The sequence below is a fragment of the Corynebacterium tuberculostearicum genome, assembly GCF_016894265.1.
GTDB lineage: Bacteria > Actinomycetota > Actinomycetes > Mycobacteriales > Mycobacteriaceae > Corynebacterium > Corynebacterium tuberculostearicum_D.
Genome location: NZ_CP069791.1, coordinates 885,768 through 911,604, shown reverse-complemented (window position 1 = coordinate 911,604; position 25,837 = coordinate 885,768). Strand labels below are relative to the sequence as shown.

Annotated in this window: 24 protein-coding genes; 7 read left to right on the top strand and 17 right to left on the bottom strand. The window is 60.5% G+C overall.

Annotated features, from left to right (window positions below):
- Positions 1 to 10: 10 nt before the first annotated feature.
- The 3 genes from pstC to mshD all read right to left on the bottom strand — a co-directional run bounded on the left by pstC (position 11) and on the right by mshD (position 3,414).
- Positions 11 to 1,057 (bottom strand): phosphate ABC transporter permease subunit PstC, encoded by a 1,047-nt coding sequence (gene pstC, locus I6J28_RS04415; RefSeq protein ID WP_049378494.1) that lies wholly within the window; start codon positions 1,055 to 1,057, stop codon positions 11 to 13.
- A 121-nt stretch (positions 1,058 to 1,178) separates the two neighbouring features.
- A complete protein-coding gene (gene pstS, locus I6J28_RS04410; RefSeq protein ID WP_204611029.1) occupies positions 1,179 to 2,282 on the bottom strand; it encodes a phosphate ABC transporter substrate-binding protein PstS in 1,104 nt (367 codons plus the stop codon).
- A gap of 214 nt (positions 2,283 to 2,496) precedes the next feature.
- A complete protein-coding gene (gene mshD, locus I6J28_RS04405) occupies positions 2,497 to 3,414 on the bottom strand; it encodes a mycothiol synthase (protein WP_204611028.1) in 918 nt (305 codons plus the stop codon).
- Positions 3,415 to 3,447: 33 nt separating this feature from the next.
- Between mshD and I6J28_RS04400 the strand changes: the two genes are divergently transcribed.
- Positions 3,448 to 4,275, top strand: coding sequence for an LmeA family phospholipid-binding protein (locus I6J28_RS04400; RefSeq protein WP_005330041.1), 828 nt, complete (start codon positions 3,448 to 3,450; stop codon positions 4,273 to 4,275).
- On the opposite strand, the gene I6J28_RS04395 is transcribed toward I6J28_RS04400, so the two are convergent.
- Positions 4,259 to 5,296, bottom strand: a complete 1,038-nt coding sequence (locus I6J28_RS04395; protein ID WP_239193333.1) for a diacylglycerol/lipid kinase family protein — start codon at positions 5,294 to 5,296, stop codon at positions 4,259 to 4,261. The two genes, I6J28_RS04400 and I6J28_RS04395, sit on opposite strands and share 17 nt — an antisense overlap.
- A 53-nt stretch (positions 5,297 to 5,349) precedes the next feature.
- On the opposite strand from I6J28_RS04395, the gene I6J28_RS04390 reads away from it, so the two are divergent.
- On the top strand, positions 5,350 to 6,045 hold the full coding sequence (locus I6J28_RS04390) for an FABP family protein (protein WP_005325810.1): 696 nt from the start codon (positions 5,350 to 5,352) through the stop codon (positions 6,043 to 6,045).
- Here the strand turns inward: I6J28_RS04390 and I6J28_RS04385 are convergent.
- Complete coding sequence (locus tag I6J28_RS04385; protein WP_204611027.1) at positions 6,042 to 6,905, bottom strand: aminodeoxychorismate lyase; 864 nt, start codon at positions 6,903 to 6,905, stop codon at positions 6,042 to 6,044. The two genes, I6J28_RS04390 and I6J28_RS04385, sit on opposite strands and share 4 nt — an antisense overlap.
- Before the next feature lie 30 nt (positions 6,906 to 6,935).
- Between I6J28_RS04385 and I6J28_RS04380 the strand changes: the two genes are divergently transcribed.
- Positions 6,936 to 8,000, top strand: coding sequence for a YgfZ/GcvT domain-containing protein (locus tag I6J28_RS04380; RefSeq protein ID WP_204611026.1), 1,065 nt, complete (start codon positions 6,936 to 6,938; stop codon positions 7,998 to 8,000).
- A 140-nt stretch (positions 8,001 to 8,140) separates the two neighbouring features.
- Positions 8,141 to 8,338 (top strand): DUF3073 domain-containing protein, encoded by a 198-nt coding sequence (locus tag I6J28_RS04375; RefSeq protein WP_193387586.1) that lies wholly within the window; start codon positions 8,141 to 8,143, stop codon positions 8,336 to 8,338.
- 88 nt (positions 8,339 to 8,426) lie between these two features.
- On the opposite strand, the gene purM is transcribed toward I6J28_RS04375, so the two are convergent.
- The 3 genes from purM to I6J28_RS04360 are packed head-to-tail and all read right to left on the bottom strand — an operon-like array spanning position 8,427 to position 11,409.
- On the bottom strand, positions 8,427 to 9,479 hold the full coding sequence (gene purM, locus I6J28_RS04370; protein ID WP_204611025.1) for a phosphoribosylformylglycinamidine cyclo-ligase: 1,053 nt from the start codon (positions 9,477 to 9,479) through the stop codon (positions 8,427 to 8,429).
- A gap of 18 nt (positions 9,480 to 9,497) precedes the next feature.
- Entirely contained in the window at positions 9,498 to 10,994 is a 1,497-nt protein-coding gene (purF, locus tag I6J28_RS04365; RefSeq protein ID WP_204611023.1) for an amidophosphoribosyltransferase, read from the bottom strand.
- A gap of 10 nt (positions 10,995 to 11,004) precedes the next feature.
- Positions 11,005 to 11,409, bottom strand: coding sequence for a sterol carrier family protein (locus tag I6J28_RS04360; RefSeq protein ID WP_204611021.1), 405 nt, complete (start codon positions 11,407 to 11,409; stop codon positions 11,005 to 11,007).
- A 33-nt stretch (positions 11,410 to 11,442) separates the two neighbouring features.
- Between I6J28_RS04360 and I6J28_RS04355 the strand changes: the two genes are divergently transcribed.
- A complete protein-coding gene (locus I6J28_RS04355) occupies positions 11,443 to 12,453 on the top strand; it encodes an acyl-CoA thioesterase (protein ID WP_204611019.1) in 1,011 nt (336 codons plus the stop codon).
- Here the strand turns inward: I6J28_RS04355 and trhA are convergent.
- The 4 genes from trhA to purS all read right to left on the bottom strand — a co-directional run bounded on the left by trhA (position 12,450) and on the right by purS (position 16,624).
- A complete protein-coding gene (gene trhA, locus I6J28_RS04350) occupies positions 12,450 to 13,112 on the bottom strand; it encodes a PAQR family membrane homeostasis protein TrhA (RefSeq protein WP_239454668.1) in 663 nt (220 codons plus the stop codon). The genes I6J28_RS04355 and trhA overlap by 4 nt on opposite strands.
- 262 nt (positions 13,113 to 13,374) lie before the next feature.
- A complete protein-coding gene (purL, locus tag I6J28_RS04345) occupies positions 13,375 to 15,684 on the bottom strand; it encodes a phosphoribosylformylglycinamidine synthase subunit PurL (RefSeq protein ID WP_204611015.1) in 2,310 nt (769 codons plus the stop codon).
- Between the two features lie 13 nt (positions 15,685 to 15,697).
- Positions 15,698 to 16,381 carry a phosphoribosylformylglycinamidine synthase subunit PurQ gene (gene purQ / locus I6J28_RS04340; RefSeq protein ID WP_005325791.1) on the bottom strand — a complete coding sequence of 228 codons (684 nt, stop codon included), beginning with the start codon at positions 16,379 to 16,381 and terminating at the stop codon, positions 15,698 to 15,700.
- Positions 16,382 to 16,624 carry a phosphoribosylformylglycinamidine synthase subunit PurS gene (gene purS / locus I6J28_RS04335; RefSeq protein WP_023019878.1) on the bottom strand — a complete coding sequence of 81 codons (243 nt, stop codon included), beginning with the start codon at positions 16,622 to 16,624 and terminating at the stop codon, positions 16,382 to 16,384.
- 232 nt (positions 16,625 to 16,856) lie between these two features.
- On the opposite strand from purS, the gene I6J28_RS04330 reads away from it, so the two are divergent.
- On the top strand, positions 16,857 to 19,619 hold the full coding sequence (locus I6J28_RS04330) for an ExeM/NucH family extracellular endonuclease (protein WP_204611013.1): 2,763 nt from the start codon (positions 16,857 to 16,859) through the stop codon (positions 19,617 to 19,619).
- Positions 19,620 to 19,761: 142 nt separating this feature from the next.
- The gene (locus I6J28_RS04325) at positions 19,762 to 20,952 is read left to right on the top strand and encodes a hypothetical protein (protein ID WP_204611011.1); all 1,191 of its coding nucleotides are present in this window, start codon (positions 19,762 to 19,764) and stop codon (positions 20,950 to 20,952) included.
- On the opposite strand, the gene I6J28_RS04320 is transcribed toward I6J28_RS04325, so the two are convergent.
- The 5 genes from I6J28_RS04320 to I6J28_RS04300 all read right to left on the bottom strand — a co-directional run bounded on the left by I6J28_RS04320 (position 20,949) and on the right by I6J28_RS04300 (position 25,823).
- On the bottom strand, positions 20,949 to 21,584 hold the full coding sequence (locus I6J28_RS04320; protein WP_204611009.1) for a hypothetical protein: 636 nt from the start codon (positions 21,582 to 21,584) through the stop codon (positions 20,949 to 20,951). The two genes, I6J28_RS04325 and I6J28_RS04320, sit on opposite strands and share 4 nt — an antisense overlap.
- A 10-nt stretch (positions 21,585 to 21,594) precedes the next feature.
- Positions 21,595 to 22,191: a hypothetical protein gene (locus I6J28_RS04315; RefSeq protein ID WP_150850749.1), complete on the bottom strand. Its 597-nt coding sequence runs from the start codon at positions 22,189 to 22,191 to the stop codon at positions 21,595 to 21,597.
- The gene (locus I6J28_RS04310; RefSeq protein WP_204611007.1) at positions 22,191 to 22,676 is read right to left on the bottom strand and encodes a hypothetical protein; all 486 of its coding nucleotides are present in this window, start codon (positions 22,674 to 22,676) and stop codon (positions 22,191 to 22,193) included. The genes I6J28_RS04315 and I6J28_RS04310 overlap by 1 nt, the downstream gene beginning before the upstream one ends.
- Positions 22,677 to 22,959: 283 nt before the next feature.
- Positions 22,960 to 23,643: a DUF2334 domain-containing protein gene (locus tag I6J28_RS04305; RefSeq protein ID WP_204611005.1), complete on the bottom strand. Its 684-nt coding sequence runs from the start codon at positions 23,641 to 23,643 to the stop codon at positions 22,960 to 22,962.
- A gap of 56 nt (positions 23,644 to 23,699) precedes the next feature.
- A complete protein-coding gene (locus I6J28_RS04300) occupies positions 23,700 to 25,823 on the bottom strand; it encodes a S9 family peptidase (protein WP_204611003.1) in 2,124 nt (707 codons plus the stop codon).
- Positions 25,824 to 25,837 lie beyond the last annotated feature (14 nt).

The window sequence follows — 25,837 nt, the reverse complement described above, 5'->3', positions numbered from 1 at the left end:
CCTCCCCTCCTTACTTATTCTTCACGATGGCGCGGGCAATGGCGTTGACCACGAAGGTCAGCAAGAACAGCATGAGGCCGGCGGCGATGTAGGCACCAGCGCGCATCTCGTTACCGAACTCAGCAGATGCCAGGGCGATGGCCGTGGCGAAGGTCGTGCCGCCGTCGAAAAGCGAGAAGCGGAAGTCAATCAGCGGGGAGACAACCATGTACAGCGCCATGGTCTCACCCAGTGCACGGCCCAGGCCGAGCATGGAGCCGGCGATGTAGCCGGACATACCGAACGGCAGAACGGTCATGCGGATAACTTCCCAGCGGGTAGCGCCCAGAGCCAGGGCGGATTCCACCTGGCCCGGAGGGGTCTGCACGAAGACCTCGCGCGCGGTAGCAGCGATGATCGGCAGAATCATCACGGCAAGCACGATGCCACCGGTAAACAGGTTGCGGCCGGTTGCAAACGACGGCGAGTTATCGAAGACGTGGAACAGGAAGAATCCACCCGCCCAGGATTCCATCCAGGAGTAGAAACCGGACAGTGCCGGGCCAAGAACCTGCCAACCCCACAGGCCGTAGACGATGGACGGAACTGCAGCGAGCATGTCCACGAGGAAGCCGAGCGGCTTAACCAAGCGGGCAGGCGCGTAGTTGGACAGGAAGATGGCGATGGCTAGGGCCACCGGCATAGCCAGCAGAAGGGCGAAGACGGAGATGAGAACGGTGGTACCGAACATGGTCGGGATCCCGAACTTCATCGCAGAGGTATCGGTGGTCTCCCAGCGGCCGCCGTAGGTGAAGAAGCCCATGATGCCGCCGTCGTTAACGCCTAGGGCGGGAACCGCACGCCACAGCAGGAAGGCGGCAATGGCGGCAATCATAACGGTGATGAGGGTTGCCGAAGCAGTGGACAGGAATTCAAAGACACGGTCGCCTGGGCGCTTAACGCCGCTATTGGAGCTGGTGGTAGCTACCTCGTCGTGTCCGCTGTTGGAGACTCGCTCGGCAGAGGTGGCGTTTGCATCCGTCTGCTCTGGAGCCGTGGTGAGATTATTGTCTGCCATGAGACTGTTAATCCTTTTCAGCGTTAAAAATGGAAAATATCGTTACATACCTGCGCCCCCAAAGCGCGAATCGTGTGCGGCAGTGGGGGCGGGAGGTATTAAGCTTTTACAGCTTTAGCGCTTACTGCAGAGCGTCAACAGCAGCCTTCAGCTTGTCCAGGTGAGCACCCTCAACTGGGATGAAGCCCTGCTCAGCCAGCTGGTCATCCTGGTGATCCAGGACGGTGGTGAAGAAGGACTTGACCAGCTTGGAGGTCTCCTCATCGTAGCCCTTGGAGCAGACGATGTTGTAGGTGGTCAGGATGAGCGGGTATGCACCCTCGTTGTCGGAGGAGAACAGTGCCTCGGAGTCAACAACCATGTTGTGCTCGGAGTCGGTCTCCTTGAACTCCAGGTTCTCCAGAGCCTTGTTGACGGACTCGGTGGACAGCTCAACCGGGCCGTGGCCGAAGTCGATCTTGGCCTTCTTGACGCCCTCGCCTTCCTTCTGGTCTGCGAAGCCGGCCTCGACGTAGGTGATAGCACCATCGATGCTTGCAACCTGGTCAGCAACGCCGGAGGAGCCGTTAGCACCCTCACCAACAGCGTCTGGGAACTGCTTGCCCTCGGAGTCCCAGTCACCGGTAGCGGCCTTCAGGAACTTCTGGAAGTTTGCGGAGGTACCGGACTCGTCAGAACGGAAGATGACGGTGATGTCCTTGTCCGGCAGGTCAGTGCCCTCGTTGTCAGCAGCGATGGCCTTGTCGTTCCACTTCTTGATTTCGCCCTTGAAGATCTTGCCCAGGGTTTCGGTGGAGAGGTTGATCTCGGTGTCACCCAGGTTGTAGGCGATTGCAACCGGACCGATGGTGGTTGGCAGGTGCCATGCCTCGTTGCCATCGCAACGCTTAGCGGCAGCCTCGACCTCACCCTCGTCTTCCTTCAGAGCGGAGTCAGAACCAGCGAAGTCAGCCTGGCCATTGGTGAAGGCCTCAACGCCGGCGCCGGAACCGGAAGCGTTGTAGGACAGGGAAGCGTCTGGGTGATCCTCGGAGAACGCGGTCTGGAAGTAGGACATTGCGTTCTGCTGGGAGGATGCGCCGTCGCCGACGAGCTCGCCGGAGACGTCCTCGCCGCCAGCGGAATCGGAGGAGGAGCCAGACTCCTCAGAGCAAGCTACGAGAGCGGTAGAGGTTGCGGCTACGATGCCGAAGATTGCGGCAGTGCGCTTGAAGTTGCGAATCACGGGAAAACCCTTTCCGGTGCAGATCAGAGATTGATTGTCCGAGGAAACCGCATCTCCTAGAGAGATACTTCCTGCATCCCGCTCTGCCTTCTGGGGCGAGATGCAGGCGCACAGGTGCGGTTAACTCACAGGGTGTAAAGCTATCCGCAAGATCTGACCAAAAGGGTGCCAAGAGGTAAACACTGGGTGAACAAACGTCGTGCACCCCATGACGTTAGTCACACACGCCCCAAACGACGTGTTCTTCATCAACCTCAAAGCCTAGGCGCTCGTACGCCTTCAGCGCCGGATCATTATCCGCTTCTACATAAAGAATTACCCGCTGAGCTCCCTTTTCCACCATGCGGCGCAGGCCAATTTGCAGCAGCGGACCGCCCAACTTCTTGCCGCGGTAATCTTCCGCCAAGCCCACCACGTAGACCTCACCGAAGCCCGGAGTTTCCTCCGCATGCCACTTGGTCCAGTGGAAGCCGGCCAGGACCGGCCCATCTGCCGTATCCCACAGGAAGAGCAGGTCTGCGGGGTCGAACCAGTCTGCCTCCATGCCGCGATGTAGGCGATCGAGATCCCAGCCACCTTGCTCGGGATGCCAGGAAAAGGCCTCGTTATTGACCTTGAGCCACTGCTCTTCCACAAAGTCCTTGCCCCACTTATCCACCGCCTCGGTGTAATTCAGGGCGGTCAGTGGCAAGCCTTCGGGGCGGGCGGCTGCTGCAAGCTCTTCTCCCCCGATACCCATGACCACCAGCTTGCGGGTGACCTGCAGGTCGCGGGAGTGCGCCAACGCCTGCGCTGCCGGCAGGTTTCCGTGGGCCCAGGCGTGGAGGTTGGGGGTTTTAGCGGCGGCGTCGTAAAGCGCGGCACCAAAGCCCTGCCCGCGGAAGTCGGGGGCGATAAATAGCTCGGCGGTAGAGCCCTCCAGACCGGCTACGCCGCACGGCTCCTCCCCTACCCAAGCCACCAGGTGGCGGTGCTCCAAACGGGAATCGCTAAGACCGTTGAGGAATTGCTCCGACAGTGGCGCCATCCCATCCTGGCGTTCGGCCTGCTCAGCCAGCGCTTCTACGCGGCGAGCTAGCTCCGGGGCGTCCGGCAGTTTTTCTTCCGTAATCTTAAAGGCATTGCTAGTCATAGGCCCCAGAATACGTAGGGTAAGAATGAAAGGGTGAGTGTTCTAAAGATTGACCGGCGCATCGTGCACGTCCTCCTCGTGGTGTGCGTGCTCATTGCAGCCTGGGTGGCGGATGCCTGCGTGGCTATGCACACGGAACACAAGGTCGCTCAAGCCGTGAAAGCCAATTCGCGGCTGGATAATACGCCGGATGTCTTCATCGGCGGCACCCCCTACGTGTGGGCTGCGGCCTCAAAGGAAATCCCCTATCTCGAGGTCAAGGCTTTGGACGTGGAGGTGCCCAAGCTGGGCATGGTCAACGCTTCGACCGTGCTGCGCGATATCACCGTCACCCCAGAGCAGGTCATGAACGGCGATATTGAGGGCGCACCCGTCTCCACCTACTCGCGCGGCATTTCCTTGGATGGCGTCGCTTTGGGGCGCCTCCTAGGGATTACCGATCTCTCGATTGCCAACCCGGACGATATTTCCCCCTCCGGTGGCACCTCTGCAGAAGCAGAGCTAACGGGCACCCTGCCTGGCGACGCCCACAAGTCCACCGCCAAGGTCACCCTCCGCCTGGTTGGTCCGGAGTTTCGCATGCAGGTCTATGACACGGACGATGAGCGCCTACAAAAGGCCTTTTCCCTCAACTTCGACACCCGCCAGCTGCCGCTTCCGGCCCAAGCGACCGCGGTAAAGATGCAGGGAGGAACCATTTCCTTCGAGGTACAGCGCCGCAATATCAAGGTGCAGCTGGCCCAGCTCTCCCCGCTGGAGATTGAAGGCTCGGAGCAAAAGGCCGTAGAAGAGGCGGAAAAGAAGGCCGCCGATACCAAGCACCGGGTCGGCCCCGCGCCGCAGACTAGCGCAGGCGAATAAAGTCCCGGAGAACTTCCTTCATCGTGCGCTGATGGGCCTCCCGCCTATCCTGCGGGGCGAATACCTCAATGGCATCCTTCACGGAGGCCAAGGTAACCGCGTCAAAGCGCCCCTCCGATTCTCCATCGGCTTGGAAGCGCTGTGGTTCGCGGCAGACGAGCTCTACCCGCATGGCGTCGTCGAAGGCCACCGTCTTTTCCTTGGTGAGCTTATTGAGCCATCCGCGCTTATCAGCACCGAAGAGGTGCAACAGGCCGACAACGCCGCCGAGCCCGCTAAACTCCTCCAACCCAAACAGGGCAAGGCCCTCATCGAAGGAATTGCGCGGGTTAGTCACTACCGGCAGCGGGCCCAGGAAAGTCCACGGGTTGGTATTCGAGGTAAACAGCAGTGGCACATCGTCCTTGCGCAGCTGTTCGCCGCTGCTGGACTCGGCCTTGACTGCAATATGCGGCGGGTTCTTCCGCGCACGGCTCCAAGCCCGAATGGCAACGTTGAGGTAGCGCAGCGGAGTGGCCGAAAATCCCTGTTCGCGGGCACGATCCACGCGTGCCAAGACATCCGCGTCCAAACCGAAGCCGGCGTTGACGGCAAACCACCGCTCGTTCCACGTTCCTAGGTAAATGGTGCGGCGCAGATCCCGGTCGAGCATGCGAGCCAGCACATGGGTAGCCTCCATTGGGGTGTTGGGGAACCCTAGAGCGCGCACAAAGACATTGGCGGAGCCGGTAGGAATTACGGCCAGCGCCGGGATGGACTGCGGATCGGGACACTGCTCATCCGCCGGGCCGAGGAGCCCGTTGACTACCTCGTTGACGGTTCCATCTCCGCCCACAGCAATGATGACGTCGTAGTCATCCCTGGTCATTCCCTTGACCATCTCTTCTGCATGGCCAGGGTAATGCGTAAATTGCACCTTGAGATGCAGGCCCTCTACCGATTGTAGGCAGGGAACGATTTGGCGGAAGAGGGCGTTGGTTTGTGAGGTCGAGTTTGGATTCGAGATCATCAATGCGTGCACGAGGTCCAAGTCTAGTAGTTAAGAAGGCGGGTGCACGACTAGGCTGGACGCCCATGAGCGAAAATAATAATGAAACCACCCCTGAAAACATCGAGACCACCGCGGCTTCCCACCCGGAAAATGATCCTGGAAAGCTCAATGGCAACGATGCCGTGAACCAGGCTGCCGAGCAGTGGAAGGACGCCGCTAGCCGCAATATCCCCGCTCTCGAGCTGGGCGATACCCCGGTACCGGACGATACCGCGAACCTGCGCCAGGGCCCATCGCTGCACGACGGCCTGCTGGGACTACTCCCCCTTGTGGGCGTCTGGCAAGGCGAGGGCCAGGCCCACGATACGAAGGGCCAGGAGTACACCTTTGGCCAGCAGCTGGTCATCGCCCACGACGGCGAGAATTACCTGACCTTTAGCTCCCGCACTTGGAAGATCGATACCGAGGGCAAGCCAGAAGGCCCGTCTGTGCGCGAGACCGGCTTCTGGCGTATCTCGGAAAAGGATGAAATCGAGGTCACCTACACCTCTTCTACCGGCATCGTGGAAATCTTCTACGGCGAACCCTTCAATGACCGCGCATGGCAGCTGGAATCCGCCTCCACCATGGTTACGGAAACCGGCCCGAAGAACTTGGGCCCAGGCAAGCGCATGTACGGCCTCATGCCCAATAACAATCTGGGCTGGGTAGACGAGCGCATGGTTGATGGCGAGATGCGCCCCTACATGTCCGCGGAGCTCACCCGCATCGCCGGCTAAGCCCCAAGCGCTGCATCAATAAGGTCTCGGATGACGTCCACGTTATCCGGGGCCTTCAATTTTTTGTCATTGAGCCTAGTTACGCGCGCAGCAACGCGCACCGAGGACACCAACCACACCGAGTCCGCCTTTTCCAGATACTCCACGGTCAGCGGCTTGGCCTTGCAGCGATAGCCTTTCTCTTTGGCGTGCGCGAAGAGCGCCGCTTGCGTGGTGCCGGGCAGGATGCCGCGGCCGGCCGCAGTGCGCAGTTTCTCGCCCTTGACGGCCACCACGGTAGAGGTGGCGCCCTCAAGAATTTCTCCGGTGTCCGGATCGGTGAGGATGAGGTCCTCAAAGCCCTTCTCCCGCGCCATGCGCAGCATCGCCATGGTGGCCGCATAATTGAGCGTCTTGGCGGGCAATTCCTCCGCCACGTGCCACAGGCGGGTGCTTGTCATGACGGCGACGCCGTGGGCGCGCTGCTCTAGCACCTTCTCCTCAATCGGCTGCACAACAACCCACGCGCTCGGCCGCCCCGTAGAAGCGCGCCCGCGGGTATAGGTCCACGTGCATTTAGCATCGCCTTGCTCGTCCCCGCAGAAGTCCGCGATGGCGAGCCGGGTGGCTTCTTCCCACTTGTCCATGGGCGGCTCCGGCAGGTTCATCGTGCGAGCTGAATCGCAGAAGCGCTGCGCGTGGCGCTGCAGGTTAGCGGCTTTGCCTCCGCGCACGAGCAGGGATTCAAAGATGCCATCGCCGCGGGTGACCGCGGCATCGTCGGCGTAGATAAGAGGCAGCGCGGGCATGTGCCTGCGTACCGACCCTCCAAAGGGCTCCACAACGTAGATGACCGGCTCTTTTCGCGGCGAAAACTTCATACCTTTGATTATGCCCTACCATCGGTAGTTGTGAGTTATTCTTCGCCTCTTCTGCAGCGCGCCGGTGCCGCGGAGCACCAGGACGCGACCGTACTCGATGCCCAGGGCGTGGCCTGGCACTATGGCAATCCGCTGGGCGAGCAACGGGCCGCCGATGGCGGCACCATCGTCATTGACCGCTCCCAGCGCCGCGTCATTCGCGTGAGCGGCAAGGACGCCGCCGAGTTTCTGAATAATCTGCTTTCACAGAAGCTTGACGACGCCCCCGTGGGTTTCACCGCCGGCGCCCTCGACCTGGACATCCAAGGCCACATCCTCCACCACATGGATATCGTGCGGACCGACGATGCCTTTCTTATTGACGTCCCCGGAGCGCAATTCGACTCCCTCTTTAAGTTCCTCACCATGATGGTCTTTTGGTCCGAGGTCACCGTAGAGGAAGCCAATATCGCCATCCTTACCCTCCTGGGTGAGGCCGATGTTTCGCTTCCGCCCATGGTGGAGTTTTCCCGCCAGGTCCCGTGGCCAGGAATTAAGCGCGTTGACCTTGGCATTCCCCGCGAATCCTTGGTCGAGGCAACGAAATACCTGGAGGAATCCGGTGCACGGCTAGCGGGGCTCATGGCGTTTACCGCCGAGCGCGTGCGTGCCCGCGAGCCGGAGCTGGCAGCGGATCTGGATAATAAGTCCATCCCCCACGAGGTACCGCAGTGGATCAGCCGCAGCACCGCTAATCCGGCCCACGTCCACCTCAATAAGGGCTGCTACCGCGGCCAGGAAACGGTGGCGCGCGTAGAAAATCTGGGCCGCTCCCCTCGCCTATTGGTGCAGCTGCACCTCGACGGCTCCGCACCACAACGGCCAAATGTGGGCGATGACATTACTTTCAATGGACGTAAGGTAGGCCGCATCGGCACGATTGTGGATGACTGCGATTTCGGCCCCATCGCCCTAGGCCTAGTGAAGCGCTCTGCGCTGGACTCCGGCGCCCTAGAAGTGGGCGATACCGCGGCGTCTATCGATCCTTCCTCCATCCCCGAGGATGAGGGCCCCAAGGCTGGGCGTGAGGCAGTAAACCGGCTGCGAGGGCGTTAGATCTCCCACTAGCTAGGGGGCGGTGCGGAATTTTTTCGTCACACAGGCTATTGTGTCTTACAGGAAGATACTCAATAGACAAGTCGATGGGGCGCCCAAGAATCCCTGGCGCGCCCTACTAACCCAAGGGGGTCATGCACATGGGACGCGGACGCGCAAAGGCAAAGCAGACCAAAGTTGCACGCCAGCTCAAGTACAACTCACCCGAGATGGATATCGAGTCCCTACAACGGGAACTCGCCGCACAGCAAGAGGGTGACTCCCGCGATTATGAAGAGGATGACCCATACGCCGACTACGTCGACGAATGGGATGATGCCGACCGCGACGAACGCTAATCTTCCGCTCGCCGCCGGATAGCTCAAGGGCCCTAGGAAATCTCCTAGGGCCCTTCCTCATACCCTCCCCTGGCAGGGCAGGGCCCTGCTAGAAGTTTGGGTGCTCGCCGTGCATGACCACGCGCGGTTCCTCGCCGGAAGCGGAGCGGACGGTGCCCAGCTCCCACGCATCGATGTGGCGTGCGGTAAGCATTGCTAGGGCACGGTCGCGGTCTTCGGGATTGACTACGGCAATCATGCCGACACCCATGTTGAAGGTCTTCTCCATTTCCGCCAGATCCACCTTGCCCACCGAGGAGATGAGCTTGAAGATCTGGCCTGGGGTCCAGGTGGCGCGGTTGATATCGGCTGCGAGACCCTCTGGAATGACGCGTTCGAGGTTGCCTGCCAGTCCACCACCGGTGACGTGGCAGAAGGTGGATACGGAGCATTCGCTGGCCAAAGCCAGGCAGTCCTTGGCGTAAATGCGGGTGGGCTCCAGCAGCTCCTCGCCGAGGGGACGACCGAGCTCTTCCACGTGGCCGTCGAGAGGCATGCCAGCCTGCTCCAACAGGACGTGGCGGGCCAGGGAGTAACCATTGGAGTGTAGGCCGGAAGAGCCCATGGCGATGAGCACGTCGCCCTCACGGACCTTGTCTGGGCCGAGCACGCCATCGGCCTCAACGACGCCGACCGCGGTAGCGGAGACATCGTATTCGCTTTCTTCCATCATGCCGGGGTGCTCGGCGGTCTCACCACCCAGCAGCGCGGCACCGGCCTGCACACAGCCCTCGGCGATGCCCTTGACTACCTCGGCCACCTTTTCCGGCACGACCTTGCCCACGGCGATGTAGTCCTGCAGGAAGAGTGGCTCCGCGCCGCAGACAACGAGATCGTCCACACACATCGCAACGAGGTCAATGCCGATGGTGTCGTGCTTATCCATGGCCTGGGCCACGGCCAGCTTGGTGCCAACGCCGTCGGAGCCGGCGGCCAGGATGGGCTCCTTGTAATCGCCGAGCTTGAACAGGCCAGCAAAGCCGCCAAGACCGCCCAGAACCTCGGGGCGAGTTGCGCGCTTCGCGTGCGGGGCGAAAAATTCTACGGCGCGGTCACCCTCTTCGATGCTGACGCCGGCTGCTGCGTAAGTATTGTCACTCATGGTTTCAGGTGTCCTTTGTTATTCGGTGCCGAGCAGGGTGCGCACGGCGTCTGCATTGGAGTTTCCGGCGGGCAGGCCAAGTGGGTACTCACCCGAGAAGCAGGCGGTACACAGCTCGGAACGCGGCTGTTCGGTGGCAGCCACCATCTCCTCAATGGAGACAAAGCCCAAGGAATCGGCGCCGATGGTGTCACAGATAGTGGCGCAGACGGTTTCCGGATCATCGGAGGGGCTGGCGTTAGCGATCAGCTCACCCGGGGAGGCGAAGTCGATGCCGTAGAAACACGGCCACTTCACTGGCGGGGAGGCGATGCGCACGTGCACCTCGGCCGCGCCAGCCTCGCGCAGCATGCGGATGAGCGCGCGCTGGGTATTGCCGCGGACGATGGAATCATCCACCACGACGAGCTTCTTGCCATTAATGACCTCGCGCAACGGGTTGAGCTTCAAGCGGATGCCCAGCTGGCGCAGGGTCTGGGTGGGTTGGATGAAGGTGCGGCCCACATAGGCGTTTTTAACCAATCCGTGAGCGAAGGTGATGCCGGACTCGCGGGCATAGCCCACGGCAGCGGGGTTGCCGGATTCGGGAACCGGGATGACGAGGTCCGCGCCCTCGGCCGGGTATTCGCGGGCCAGGCGGCGGCCGATGTCTACGCGGGAGGCGTTGACGGAGCGGCCCTTGATATCGCTATCTGGGCGGGCTAAGTAGACGTACTCGAAGACACAGCCGTGGCGCTTGGCCGGCGTGAAGTTCACAGAACGGATGCCAGCCTCATCGATGGCGACGAGCTCACCAGGTTCAATCTCGCGAATGAATTGTGCGCCGGAGATATCCAGCGCACAGGTTTCCGAGGCGACCACCCAGCCCTTGGCCAGGCGGCCGAGGACCAGCGGGCGAACGCCGTGCGGGTCGCGGGCGGCGTACATGGTGTGACCATCGGTAAAGGTCAGGCAAAACGCTCCCTTAACACGCGGGAGCAAGTCACGGGCGGAGTCGAAGACGGAGGTGTCTTCATCCACGCCGTCGGCAAGCAGCATAGACAAGCACATGGAGTCAGAAACTGACTCCTCATGGGGCTTAATCAAGCCGCGCTGCACGGCCTCTTCACGCAGCTCCAAATAGTTGACGAGGTTGCCGTTGTGCCCAAGGGCGATGTCTACCCCGGTGGAGGAGGTAGAAAACATCGGCTGGACATTGGACCATTCCTTGCCGCCAGCGGTGGAATAGCGCGTGTGGCCCACCGCTACGTTTCCTTGGAGGGCAGACAGGGTGGACTCATCAAAGATATTGGCCACGAGGCCCATGTCCTTGAAGACGACGATGCGGTCATCATCGCCCACCGCAATGCCGGCAGCCTCCTGGCCACGGTGCTGCAGGGCGAAGAGACCAAAGTAGGTCAGCTTGGAGACTTCCTCCCCAGGAGCCCAAACGCCATAGACGCCGCACTCTTCGCGGGGCTCCTGCTCATTATGATCGTCAAGATTGGTGATACTAGGAGTATGTACTTCTACCACGGCGTTTATATTAGCCTGTCGCGCCGCCGGAAACTAACGGAATAAGCGGCAACCACTGCGCAATTTCGCCCGCGCGGGAGCCGGAAGCATCGACGCGACCAGTGCTTACGGCCTCTTCCCAGTCCGCCAATCCGGTGGCAAGGCGCAGCCAGGTTTCCGGGTCGGTCTCCACCACATTGGGTGGGGTGCCGCGGGTATGGCGGGGTCCTTCAATGCATTGCACCGCAACAAATGGGGGTACGCGCAGCTCCACGGAATGGCCCGGCGCGTCAGCCTCGAGGGTGCGGGCGGTGCGGCGGACGGCGTCGGCAAGCAGGGCCCTACCAGGCTTATCGTGCTCCGCCGGGGCGGCAATCCAGTCTTTGATGGCCATGACGGCCGCGCGGGTGGCTGCAGGATCGACGGGCTTTTTCATAGCTACATCATAGCTACTGTTATCTTGTTGTTTATGTCACCTACGCCTTCCGTTGCGGAAAATCAGAAATCGCCGGCGCTGACGCTGCGCTTTATGGCATCGCCAACCGACGTCACCATGGCCGGCGCCACCGGCATTAGCGGTGGCCGCGTCCTGGAATGGATTGACAAGGCGGCCTATGCCTGCGCCGTACAGTGGTCCGGCCAGTACTGCGTGACCGCTTACGTAGGCCATATTCACTTCACCCGGCCGATCCCTTCCGGGCACATCGTGGAGGTGCGCTCCCGCATCGCTATGACCGGCCGTTCCTCCATGCACATCGTCAACGAAGTGCTCTCTGCCGACCCGCGCGAAGGCATTTTTACCCGCGCCTGCGATTGCCTGGTCATCTTCGTAGCCAAGGACCCCGCCACCGGCAAGTCCACCCCGGTGCCGCCCTTCGCCCCGGAGACCGATGAGCAGTGCCGCGTGGAAGAGGCCGCCAAGTCCCGCATCGAGCTGCGCAAGGCCATCGAGGAAGAGATGGAAAAGCAAACCTACAACGGGCCTTCCGACGCCCCGCGCATGGTCAACCGCTTCCTGGCCAAGCCCACCGACGTCAACTGGGGCGGCAAGGTCCACGGCGGCACCGCCATGCAGTGGATCGATGAGGCCGGCGCAGCTTGCACCATGGAGTGGTCCGCGGAGCGCACCGTTGCGGTGTACGCCGGCGGCATCCGCTTCTACCGCCCGATTTCCATCGGTGACCTCATCGAGGTCGACGCCCGCATGATGCGCACCGATACCCGCTCCATGCAGATGTCCATCCACGTCCGCTCCGGCAACCCCCGCGGCGGCCGCGAGCACCTGCAAACCGCCATCCATGCCACCGTGGCCTATATCGCCCTCGATCACGATGGCCAGCCGCAGGTGGCCCGCCCCTTCCACCCGCACACCGAGGAAGACAAGCGCCTGGCCGAGCACGCCACCCTCCTGCGCGAGCTGCGCGCCAAGTACTCGCCGAAGCCACTAGTTGTGGCGCCGTCGAATCAGCACATCGATTAAGCAGCCCCCTGAACCACGACCATCCACACCGCGACAAGGTGCACCACCGCCGCCGCGATGGTCGCGGTGTGGAAGTGCTCGTGGTAGCCGTAGTAACGCGCATTGCGGCCTGGCCACTTAAAGCCATAGACCAGCGCGCCTAGCGAGTACACCACGCCGCCGGCGAAGAGCAGCCAGACGACGGCCGCACCAGCCTGCGTCCACAGCGTGGGCAAGAGCGGTAGCACCAGCCAGCCCAGCGCTAGGTAGACCACCACATCCAACCAGCGCGGGTGGTTGATCCACACCAAGTTGAGCACCACACCCAAGATTGCCCCGCCCCAAGCGACGGCCAGCATCCACGCCGCTTGCACCGGCGAAAGCACAATGAGACACAGTGGCGTGTACGTCGCCGCAATAAACACCGAGATGGTCGCGTGGTCCGCCCGCCGCCACCATTGCACGGCACGCGCACTGGCCCACGGGTAGCGGTGATAGAGCGCCGAGACGCCAAAGAGTCCCACCAGCCCCACTCCGTACACGGTCACGCCAAGCCCCTGCCACCACTGCAGCGTCATCCACGCATAGGTAATGAGCACGGTGGAGGCAATCACCGACAGCAACGCTGCAATCGCATGTCCCCAACCGCGGCTCGCTGGTCTTGGCCCGCGGTCGGCCATCCAGTAAGTGCGCTGGACAAGGCCCGGCCCCGGCGCACTATTCGCATGGATCTGTGCCACGGCGGTACTCCCCTTCTACTGCCCCACAACGGATAACTTACGATACCGTAAGTGTACGGGCGCAGGCAGAGGCCTTCAAGGGACACCTACTAGAAAAGCATCTCGTTCTCTTTCAGGTAAGGAACCTAGCCATAAGAAAAGCCCAGCCGAAGCTGGGCTTTTCGCGTATCCGCGTCATTGTGCGACGGGAGTGCGGAGCGGTTTACTCCACTACGGAGTTAGCGCCCACCGCGTGGTCGAAGAGGTCCGGCAGGGTGGCGGACCAGGCGGCGACCAGCTGGGAGATGGCGACGGACTCGCCACCGAGGGTGAGGGCGCCGGTTTCGGTGGTCTCGCCAACGATGGCGGCTGGGATGCCCAGCTCGCCGGCGCGGGCGAGGACCTGATCGGCGCGGTCGGCGGTGGTGGCCACGAGCACGCGGGAGGCGGACTCGGAGAAGGCGGCGACGAACTCGTCCTCGTGGACCGCGGTGAGGTCCAGGTTGAGGCCGAGGCCGGCGCCGTCGGCAGTCGCACCGGCGCGCTTTGCCATCTCAAAGGCGGTGACGGCAAGGCCACCCTCGGAGATATCGTGTGCGGCGGTGAGCAGCTCATTGCCGTGGAAGAACTCCGCCAGGCGCTTCTCGTTGGCCATATCTACCTGCGGCGGCAGACCATTGAGGGAGGAAGCATCGGAGGTATCGGCGCTGACCTGCTGCCAGATGGAACCGCCGAACTCATCCTTGGTCTCACCCAGGGCGATAAGCACTTCCTTCTCCCCCACGGTGCCCAGCTCGTTGCCGATGGCCTTGTGCACGTCATCGATAACGCCCAGCACGCCCACCACTGGGGTAGGCAGGATCGGCTCTTCGCCGGTCTGGTTGTAGAAGGAAACGTTGCCGCCGGAGACGGGGATGGAAAGCTCCACGGCGGCGTCGGCAAGCCCATGCACAGACTCGCGGAACTGCCACATAACGTCGGGGTTTTCCGGGGAGCCGTAGTTCAGGCAGTTGGTAATCGCGACAGGCTTGGCGCCGGTGACGGCGACGTTGCGGTAAGCCTCCGCCAGCGCGAGGCGGGCGCCCATGTTCGGATCCAGCTTGGTATAACGACCGGAAGCATCGGCAGAAACGGCCACGCCGCGGCCGGTCTCCTCATCAATGCGCAGCACGCCGGCGTCCGCATGGTGGGACTGGACGGTATTGCCGCGCACGTAGCGGTCATACTGGTTCATGATGAAATCGCGCGAGCACAGCGCCGGGGAGGACACGAGCTTCTGCAGGGACTCAACCAGGCCGCGCTTGTCGGTGCCCTGGTACTTCTGCAGCTCGTCCTGCCACTCCGGGCGGGCATACGGGCGGTCATATTCCGGAGCCTCGTCCGCAATGGTGCCGGCCGGGGCATCCACAACGACCTCGCCTTGGTGGCGGATGACCAGGTGGTTGCCCTCGGTGACCTCGCCGATCTCGGCGCAGGTGACGTCCCAGTGCTCGCAAATCTCGCGGAACTTTTCCACGTTCTCCGGAGCTACAACGGCGCACATGCGCTCCTGGGACTCGGAGGCGAGGATCTCGGCCGCGGTCATATTCTGCGCGCGCAGCGGCACGTTATCGAGGTTGACCTCCATGCCGCCATCGCCGGAGGCGGCCAGCTCGGAGGTGGCGCAGGCCAGGCCCGCGCCGCCCAAGTCCTGAATGCCTACGACCACGCCGGCGTGGTAGAGGTCCAGGCAGCACTCGATGAGAACCTTCTCCGCGAAGGGGTCACCCACCTGCACGGCCGGCAGCTTGCGCTCGGCGCCGTCCTCGAAGGTATCGGAGGCCAGCACGGACACACCGCCGATGCCATCCAGGCCGGTGCGGGAGCCGAAGAGCATGACCTTGTTGCCCTTGCCGGACGCAAAGGCCAGCTTCAAGTCATCGACCTTGAGGGTGCCCACACACAGGGCGTTGACCAGCGGGTTACCGGCATAGGTCTCATCAAAGACGGTCTCGCCGCCAATATTGGGCAGGCCCAGGGAGTTGCCGTAGCCACCAATACCGGAAACAACGCCGGGCAGGACGCGCTTGGTATCGGGGGCGTCGGCAGGCCCAAAGCGCAGCTGGTCCATCACAGCAATCGGGCGAGCGCCCATGGCCATAATGTCGCGGACGATGCCGCCCACACCAGTGGCCGCACCCTGGTAAGGCTCCACGTAGGAGGGGTGGTTGTGGGACTCCACGCGGAAGGTCACCGCGTTGCCGTCTCCGATATCCACCACGCCGGCGTTCTCACCAATGCCGGCGAGGATCTTCTCCCCCATTTCCTCGGTCATGGTCTCACCAAAGTAACGCAGGTGCGTCTTGGACGACTTATAGGAGCAGTGCTCGGACCACATGACGGAGTACATGGTCAGCTCCGCATCGGTGGGGCGGCGGCCCAGGATGTCATGGATGCGCTGGTACTCGTCGTCCTTCAGGCCGAGTTCCGCGTAGGGCTGCTGCTCGTCCGGGGTGGACTGCGCCTGTTCTACGGTGTCATTATGAACGGTCATGAAAATGGCCTCCTTAAACCGCCGGCGCCTGGGCGACGGCCTTGATGGCGGATACGAAAAGTCCCAGTCCGTCGGTGGATGGGCCGGTTAGCGTGTCAATGGCGTGCTCGGGGTGCGGCATGAGGCCCACGATGCGGCCGGACTCATCGCTCACACCGGCAATGCCGTTGACGGAACCGTTGTAATTATCGGTATAGCGGAAGACCACACGGCCCTCGCCCTCGATGCGGGCGATATCATCATCGCCGGCCTGGAAGCGGCCCTCGCCGTGCTTGGCCGGCACCAGGATCTTCTGGCCCTGCTCAAACTCGCTGGTCCATGCGGTGGTGGAATTGGCCACCTCGAGGTAGGTATCGGTGCAGTGGAAGTGCAGTCCCTTATTGCGGGTCAGCGCGCCCGGCAGCAGGCCCGCCTCGGTAAGGATCTGGAAGCCATTGCAGATGCCGAGCACCGGCATGCCCTGCTTCGCACGATCGATAACGGACTGCATCACCGGCGCGAGCGCAGAAATCGCGCCCGAGCGCAGGTAGTCACCATAAGAAAAACCGCCCGGCACTACTACCGCATCCACGCCGTGCAGATCGGTATCTGCGTGCCAGAGGCTCTTCACCTCTGCGCCGGCGGTGCGGGCAGCGCGAGCGGCATCCACATCATCCAGGGTTCCGGGGAAAGTGATTACTCCGATTGTGGCGGTCACTTACTTGACCTCCAGCCCAACAACCTCGTAGTCCTCGATGACGGTATTGGCCAGCAGCGTGGCGGCCACCTTATCTAGGTCCTCTGCGGTGACGGAGTCATCGACCTCGAGCTCGAAGCGCTTTCCCTGGCGCACATCGCTGACACCGGATACCCCGATGCGACCCAGCGCGCGGACGACGGCTTGGCCCTGCGGATCCAGAATCTCCGCCTTGGGCATGACATTGACAACTACACGAGCCATGAAATATTTGCCTTACTGTATGGGGCTTTGGTCTGCGCGGCTTAGTTTAGTTGGCACCCCCGCCTTTTACCTAGACTCACCCCCGCAGTGTGGGTTTCACCCCGGTTGGGCAAACTCTACGTGAACCCCAAACGACGCTCTGGCAAACTTCGGCGCGCTTTCCAACCTGGCCCGGCGCGGCGCTCTACTAATAGACAACGCACACTGTCGCTCTCTTTTTAAGGTTGAATCTATGTCTTCTCGCCGCCTGGGCGCGCTGGCACTTGCCACCGCCTTGTCTTCTGCCGCCCTTGCCGTTCCTACCGCCACGGCCGCCACCGATGGCTCCGCCGCAGTCATCTCCGAGGTCTACGGGGGCGGCGGCAATAAGGGCGCTGCCTTCACCCATGACTTCATCGAGCTCTATAACCCCACCGATGCCCCGATTGACCTGACCGGCTACACCGTGGAGTACTTCTCCGCCTCCGGCAATACCGGCGGCAAGGTGGAGCTTTCCGGCACCATCGCCCCGCACGGCTACTTCCTAGTGCAGGGCGCGGCCGGCAATGGCGCGGGCGAGGCCCTGCCTACCCCAGACGCCGAGGGCAGCCTCAACATATCCGGCTCGAAGGGCTCCGTGCAGCTTGCCGACGCCACCGGTACCCCCATCGACGCCATCGGCTACGGCGCCGCCTCCATCAAAGAAGGCACCGCCGCTGCGGGTCTGTCCAATGCCAAGTCCGCCTCCCGCGACGCCGCGGGCACCGATACCGATGACAACGCCGCCGACTTCACCACCGGCGCCCCTACCCCGACCAACTCCGGTAACGAGGCCCCCGCCCCGCAGCCTGAGAATCCGGCCGAGCCCACACAGCCGGCCCCCGAGGGCGTCACCACCATCGCCGATATCCAGGGCACCGGCGCCGAATCCCCGCTCAAGGACCAGACCGTGGCCGCCGAGGGCGTCGTCACCGGCGTGTGGTCCGAAGGCGGCCTTAATGGCTTTACCATCCAGACTGGTGGCACCGGCGCCGAGTCCACCGACGCCTCCCAGGCCATCTTTGTCTACATGGGTGATAAGCCGGCCGACCAGTACCCAGCCCTGGAAGATTCCGTCGAGGTCACCGGCAAAGTCTCCGAGTTCTATGGCTCCACCCAGCTCACCGCCTCCGCGGTCACGCAACTCGATACCCCGCTGGAGAAGGTCACCCCACTCAAGGTGGACCAGCTTCCCGATGGCACCGAGGCCCGCGAGCCCTTCGAGCACATGCTCATCCAGCCTGGCGAGCACACCGTGACCAATAACTATTCGCTCAACCAGTACGGCGAGGTCGGCCTCGCCCCGGGCAAGGAAGCCCTGCGCCAGCCTTCCGATATCTTCTCCCCCTCCACCGATCCCAACTCCGATATCCAGAAGCTCACCAAGGACAACGCCGAAAAGCTGGTCACCTTGGATGACGGCCGCACCCGCGACTATCTCAAGACCGACCAGAATACTCCGCTGCCCTATATCGCCCAGGATGATGCCCAGACCATCAAGTCCCTGCGCACCACCGATACCGTGTCCTTCCAGCACCCCGTCATCGTGGGCTTCTCTCATGAGCAGTGGCGCTTCCAGCCCACCACCCCGGTCACCGGCAACGCCGCGGGCGCAGACCTGCCCATCTCTTGGGAGGACTCCCGCGCGGCCGAACTCCACGCCATCGATGACGTCAAGGGCGAGTACACCATCGGCGCCTTCAACGTGCTGAACTACTTCACCTCCCTGGGTGAGGAATTCGGCGGCAGCGCCTACACCGACCGCGAGGGCAATAAGGTCACCGTCAATCGCGGCAAGACCCGCGGCGCCTATACTCAATCCGCACTCGAAGACCAGGAACGCAAGATTGTCGCGGCCATCAACGGCCTCGATGCCGATGTCATCGGCCTTTCCGAGATCGAAGATGGCTACGCCGTCACCGGCGACTTTGCCCAGCGCGATAAGGCACTCAAGCATCTAACGGAAAAGCTCAACGAGGCCGCAGGCTCCGATAAGTGGGCCTTCGTTCCTTCCCCTTCCAAAGACGCCGTACCGGACTCCCCGGATGTCATCCGCACCGCGTTTATCTACCACAAGGATGTGGTGGAGCCTGTCGGCGAGTCCCGCATCTTCCAAGATGATCGCTTCACCGGCACCGCCCGCGAGCCACTCGCCCAGGAATTCCAACCGCTAAAGGAGGGCGAGGAGTCCTTCGTTGCCGTAGCCAACCACTTCAAGTCCAAGGGCTCGGTAGCCAAGGGCGACGCCGACTCCGGCGACGGCCAGGGCAATAACCCGAACGTTCGCAACGCACAGGCCCAGGCCGTGCTCGATGCGCTGAAGAAGCAAGAAGACTGGAAGGACAAGCCGCTTTTCGCCCTGGGTGATTTCAACACCTACACCCACGAAGCCGCGCTCGATGTCTTCCGCAACGATGGCTTCACCGTCCCCGCCGAAAAGTACGAGGCTGACCCCTCCTACCAGTTCTCCGGCCTGCTTGGCACCCTCGACCACGTGCTGGCCAATAAGGTTGCCACCGGCACGCTTGACGACGCCCAAGTGTGGAACATCAACGCCGACGAACCCGTCGCCTTTGAATACTCCCGCCGCAACTACAACATCGTGGACTTCTACGATGACTCCCCATTCCGCGCCTCCGACCACGACCCGGTCAAGGTCGGCTTCACCCTCGGCGAGGACGACTCCGCCGGCCAGCCAGACGATCCTGCAGACGAGCCTTCCGATGAGCCAGGTAAGCCAGAGGACAAGCCCTCCGATAACCCTTCTGAAAAGCCGGATAAGCCTGCCTCCGGCTCTAGCTCCAGCACCAGCTCCGTCAGTGCAGGCATCGCCGCCGCCATCGCCGCCATCGCCGGCCTCGTCGCCATCCCTGGTTTCCTCGCCGTGACCGGCAACCTCCACAAAGCCATCCCGGCCCCCATCTGGGTCATGCTGCCAAAGGAAGTGAAGAACTTCATCACTAGCCTGCAGCGCTAATCACCTTTGCCGGCCTATAGAAGTCCCTGCTCTTCCTATGTAGAGCAGGGACTTTCCATTCAGTTAGGCCTCAAAAGATGTATCCTGAATCTGCCCTATCCCCTACCCCGAGCGCTTCTCTGCGCTCCATGTGTCAAAGCAAATGATCCAGGAAGTAGCTTCTGATTTTCGGCGGAAGGCGGACGAGCTCCGCTACGTTCCCCAAGACTTTCTCCGCGTCCTCAAGAACAATTGGCTCGCGTTATTTGGCACCTTAGTTTTGGCCGTTGCACTGAACAGGATCCTTCTATGGGGCTCCGTAGCCCTGACATTTATCCATCCGATTCTCAGTACTCTGACCCTCCCTTTTGCCGCTCTCGCCATCATGTCTGGGGCAATTGTTGCCATATGGATCATCGAAAAGGATCTAGTCCACCTAAAATTCGCGGTACCCGAAGAAAATCGATTTAGATACCTCCTCCATTCCACCGGTGCGTTAATACTTCCATTTATCGCTATATACCTATCCACTGGTTGGTATGAGGATGACTTTATCGATCGCCGAATGCCGATCATCGAGCTGCGGGCAGGAAGCGCTGAATACTTCGACTCCCTCCAAGTCGACCCCAGCTATGACGAACGCTCAACTATTGTGGTGTTCTGCGCGGCCGTCATAGTGCGGATGCTTTTGAGGTGGTCGGGGCTGGGACGTAAGAATCTCGTGTGCGCATGGTTATTGGCCTACTGTGAAGTGTTGTGGGCATTTACCCTTACTACCTGGCTGAAAAACTTTGCTGCCGGTGAATACTCTTGGCCACAACAATTTCATTTCTGGGATTGGTGGGAATCCGGAAAAGACTTCTTCTCTGGCGTGGAACCACTGAAGGAAGGCATCGCTTTTCTATTTTCGACAGTCTTAGTGCTGCCCGTTTCGTGGATAATATTTGTCCAATTAGTCCTGCGTAAAAGCATTATTCTGGACGAGAACTCACCCTTTCCCCAAACACGGGACGAGTGGGCAATGGCCCCACAATTGGTATCCCGGCAAACGTTTACGTTCCTTCAGGCCACTCGTGAAACAGTACTTTTGTTGTTCTCAATAGGACCATTTGCAGTAGCGCTCCTCTGCTTCTACTTCAATCTATTTTGGGTTCCGGAAAACCTGTGGCGCTGGCTGTTAGATCTTATTTTCGGGCCAATTACTGCGCCTGGGCCGCGGTTTTACATCAAATATTCGCTGCTTCCGTTCGGAAAAGTCTTAGCACTTGCAGTCATCACCGTCCTCAGTTGCGTGACCGCAGACCGGTGCCAAGGGAGCATCATTAATCGGCTGCGCAAACCACAATGGACTTAGTTAACGGCAAACTCTGACTTGTCTCCGTCAACGTCTCCTGGCTTATTTACTTCAACGATGATCCGGTCGATTTCTAAATCTTCCGGCAGCGGAATGTACTCGGTAACGCTTCTGCGCGTATCTTGCTCTGAGGGAGAAGCCGGTCCGTCCTGCTCACGGTGATGTTTTGCCGAAAATTGTTGGTCGCGCAAAATTCCGCATGCGTCTTCTCTGTGTGTTGAGAAGAAGCTGCCACGAGGGACAAATGTCTTCGGAAGTTCAATTTCGCCTCCGTATTCCACAGCAGGAGCAGTAGTTCTTAACCGCCATTCTTGCTGATTCCGGTCATTAATATAGGAAACTTTGCACGAGAACTCTGACTGTACGGAAGCATCATTCCACGTAATTTCAGCGGCGAATACCCTGTATTTATTGCCATAGGTGTCCACCGCGTAAGACGTTTCCATAATTTCAGCCGACTTAACACCAATCTCGGGCTGACCACCTAACCCGCTTCCAAATTGAGGCCCTAAAGCCCACATTTCTCCAACCCGACCGTTCCAGTCCGCCTCACTGCTACCCCCGTTGCCGAAGAAGAAATAGAGCGGTAAGCCCGAAGACAAAAGTAGGGTTAGGCTTCCGAAAAACAACAATGCGAACCGCCTAATCAAGCAATACTCCCTCGTCAAACTCAGGAAGATGGATGGTCCTTCCCTGTGCTTCCTCTGCCAAGCTTGTCGCCTTTTCAGAATCAACCTGCAATGGAATTCGGATTTGTGGTTCAGCAAAGTTGAACTTCCCGTCCCAGCGGGTCAATGAGATCACAAGCTCCGCTCCTTCCAGCTGGTCCACAGGTATTTCAAAAATGGGGCGGCAAGAAACCACAACATAGCGGGTGTTGGGATTACAGTTTCCCGTGTGCGCTACAGAAAGAAATACATTGTCTTGCCTACTTAGCAAGGAATAGCTTGCTCTCCCCGTGTTTTCCAGAGTCAACTTCTGTGCAACCTCAATCTGCACGAAGATTCCCTCAGAGTGGGCATCTTCCAGATTCGAAAATGGTTGCATTCCCTTAACCTGGAATTCTCCAAATCCGTTTACCGCGACCTTTTCATTGAGCTCGCCTTTAATCTTTACTCGATGTTCGCTCACCCGCTCGACCCGAGAAAAATCCTGAAAATACGCACTACCCACCACTAGGCCAATGATGACAAGGCCCCACAGAATCTTGCGCAAAATAGGCGTATTCAGTTGCTTCATTAGAAATGCACCTTCGCCAGTGGTTTCCCTTGAAGCGTACTGTTTACGAAACCTCGATAGTTAGGGGTTGGCACAATATCGAATAGATAGAAACCATCATTTCCGGACTTCTCAATTTCATACTGGGCACTCATACTTGGCCCCAAAATGCTGCCGCCCCGACGACTCCCTGCCCGAAACACACTGAACTTTTCCCCGCTCTGCTTAGAAAATCGCCCCTCCGGGTTTGTGCCCAGCACCTCACGAGGATAAAACGCCCTATCCAGATGATTCGTAATTTTCACCTTTATAACAGTCAGTTCCTTGGGCTCTATGATTTGCTGGCGCGTACCCACTCCCTCAAAGGAAAAAGTTAGTCCTTCTCCCTCGATAACGGGGTCATCACTCAAGTCGTAGGTAGGGATATCTCCTCCCTCGCGAGGCTTGAATCCGCCGGCAATCGCAGTTAATGCGAGCAGAATGATGCAGAGGCTCACAAGCAGCACACGGGGTCGAGATAGTAAGGGAGAGAGATACACCCTTCAAAGTGTAAATGCATTTTGTCTGCATTTCTCAACTTCGCAATGCATGAGACAGCCTGCCACTAGCAGATACTGCTTCGCACTGGTGCAGCTGAGATCAGCAATTTCACGATTTTCGTCCATATAAACCACCGCTTTCGTCGACGGAAATGGACTTTTATATGGACGAAACTCGCGAAGCTGGGCTTAGGCAGCAAAAATCCCTCGTCAGATGCTCCGCGGAGCCTCTGGCGAGGGAATGTCCGGACTATTTCGGAAGGTATGCGCCGTAATCGGCAGGGGTCGCGCCGGCGTTGATGGCCCGGTCGACGGCTTTGACGAAGTCATTGATTACTTTGCGGTCATCCAGGTTGCGGCCGGAAACCGAAAGGCGGACCGTATTGCCACGCTGGGCGGAGCGCTCAGCAGCGCGAATAATGTTCTTGCGCCACCACTTGGCGGAACCAAAGCCTTCACCGAAAGAAAGGTTGCGGGCCTGGTGGAACTTACCAGAATTAATCTGGAGGATGCCGCGTGTGGAGGCCGCTACCTCAAACTTGAACTGCGGCAAGACTTGCAAGGTGCCGGGCGACATGCGCCAGCGAGGGGGAGCAAAGATGGTGGGCTCGAAGCCGATCTTGGCCATCTGGCGGGTAGCTCCGGCGAGGCGCAGCTTCGCCTCGTGCGAATCGAGGTTAGCGAACTCCGCGCGGCGACCCTGCACTGAACGATCAAAACCGTTCAGGATAAGAACGCGGCCGGCATCGGCTTGGTCTTGGAGCCACTTCTTAGTGTCTTTGTCTTTGGCGAGGTGCCAGTTGCCGTCGATATGCGGGGCAATCAGCAGGGAAACAGGAATCTCCTCTCGATCAAGGATCGAGAGGAGCCGGCTAGCCTGCTTCCGTGTGTCATCAAAGATGCTGGAGATAGATACCAGAAGGTGGCCATTCATAAGGAAAATTATCGCACAGGAATTCAGGATTCGCGCGTTGGCCCCCTATCCGGGTTTTACTTCTCCAAGCCAGTGGCCTTGTTGATGGTCCACGCGTACTCGAAGGCATTCTGGCGCCACTTTTCATAGCGCCCGGACACGCCGCCATGGCCTGCGGCCATTTCGGTCTTGAGCAAGAACTCGCCGCCGGTGGCCGTCGTTCGCAGCTGGGCGATCCACTTGGCCGGCTCAACGTAGAGTACGCGAGTGTCATTGAGCGAGGTGATAGCCAGAATGTCCGGGTAGTCCTTAGCCTCGATATTTTCATACGGCGAGTAGGACTTCATGTAGTCATAGACCTCTGGATCGTGGTACGGGTCGCCCCACTCTTCCCATTCAGGGACCGTGAGTGGCAGCTCCGGCATGAGGATGGAGGTCAGCGGATCCACGAACGGCACGACGGCCTGGATGGCGGTGAAGCGATCCGGGGCCATATTGGCAATCGCGCCCATGAGCATGCCGCCGGCAGAGCCGCCCTCGGCCACCATCTGATCCGCGGTGGTCACGCCGCGGGCGATGAGGTCATCGGCGACATCGATGAAATCGGTGAAGGTGTTCTTCTTCTTGAGCATCTTGCCGTCGTCGTACCAGGTGCGGCCCATCTCGCCGCCACCGCGGACATGGGCCACGGCGAAGATCATGCCGCGATCCATGAGGGACAGGCGGGTAACGGAGAAAGCCGGATCCACGCTGACCTCATAGGAACCGTAGCCGTAGAGCAGGGTCGGATTCGGCTGGGTGCGGTCGAGATCCGCGCGGTGGACAATGGAGACGGGGATTTCGGTGCCGTCGGCAGCCGTGGTCCACAGGCGGTAGGCCACGTAGTCATCCGGGTTATAACCGCCGGGAACCTCCTGCTCCTTGAGCAGGGTAAATTCGCCGGTATCCACGCGGTAATCAAAGAGCTGGGAGGGCTGGGTGAAAGACACGTAGCTCACGCGCAGCACCGGTGCGTCCCACTCGGGGTTACCGGATACAGACACGGTGAAGAGTTCTTCGTCGAAGTTGAGCTCTTCGAATTCGCTAAAGCCGTCGTTCACACGCATGATGGCGGCGCGGCCGATGCCGCCGCGGCGGTAGCCCACCACAATCTGATCGCGGTAGGTGTCCACGCCCTCGATGCGGGTGGTTTCCTCGTGCGGCAGAAGCGTCGGCAGCTCGCGTAGGGCGGGCAGCTCATCCTTGGCCTTGGTATAGCCGACCTCGAAATTGGGGCCGGTGGCGTTGTGGGTGACGATCCAGTAATCCTCGCCCTTAACGACGGCGTGGTCGACGTCGTAGTCCACGCCGGATTCGCGCTCCCACAGCAGGCGGAATTCACCCTCGGGGTTGTCTTCTTCGAGGACCCACACCTCAGAGGTCACCTTGGAGCTCACGCCAAGGAAGAGGTATTTATCGGAGCGAGCGCTGCCGATGCCGACGTTGAAGTGTTCGTCTTCTTCCTTGAACACCTGCACGTCTTCGGACTGCGCGGTGCCGACCTTGTGGCGCCAGATGGCGTCAGGGCGCCATGCCTCGTCGACGGTCGTGTAAAAGATATAGCCGTCGCCGGCCCAGGTGGCGCCGTAGAAGATGCCCTTGAGGTGGTCGTCGAGAAGCGCGCCGCTTTCCAAGTCCTTGATGTAGAGCTCGAAGCGCTCGTCGCCGGCGAAGTCCACGGAATAGGCCAGGTAGCGGCCGGAATCAGAGATGGAGGCGGCGCCGAGGGCGAAAAAGTCCTTGCCCTCCGCCAGCGCGTTGGCGTCGAGGATAATCTCCTCACCTGCCGGGGTGCCTTCCTCTGGGATAACCGGGGCAGTCCATGGGTCAGCCCCCTCCTCTACTGGGAGGCGGCAGGAGTAGCCGTAGCTCTTGCCCTCCTCGGTGCGGCCGTAATACCAGTAATCGCCGCGGCGAGAAGGCACGGACATATCGGTTTGCTTGATGCGGGACTTAATCTCCTGGAAGATATTTTCCGTCATCTCATCCAAGTGCGCGGTCTTCGCCTTGGTGTAATCATTTTCTGCGTTGAGGTAATCCAGGGTTTCCTGGGATTCCTTATCGCGCAGCCACTCGTAGTTATCCACGAACTCGCGTCCGTGGAAGGAACGGGTCACGGGGTGGACGGCGGCCACGGGGGCGGAAAGATTCTCGTTGCTCATGCCGCCCCACTGTA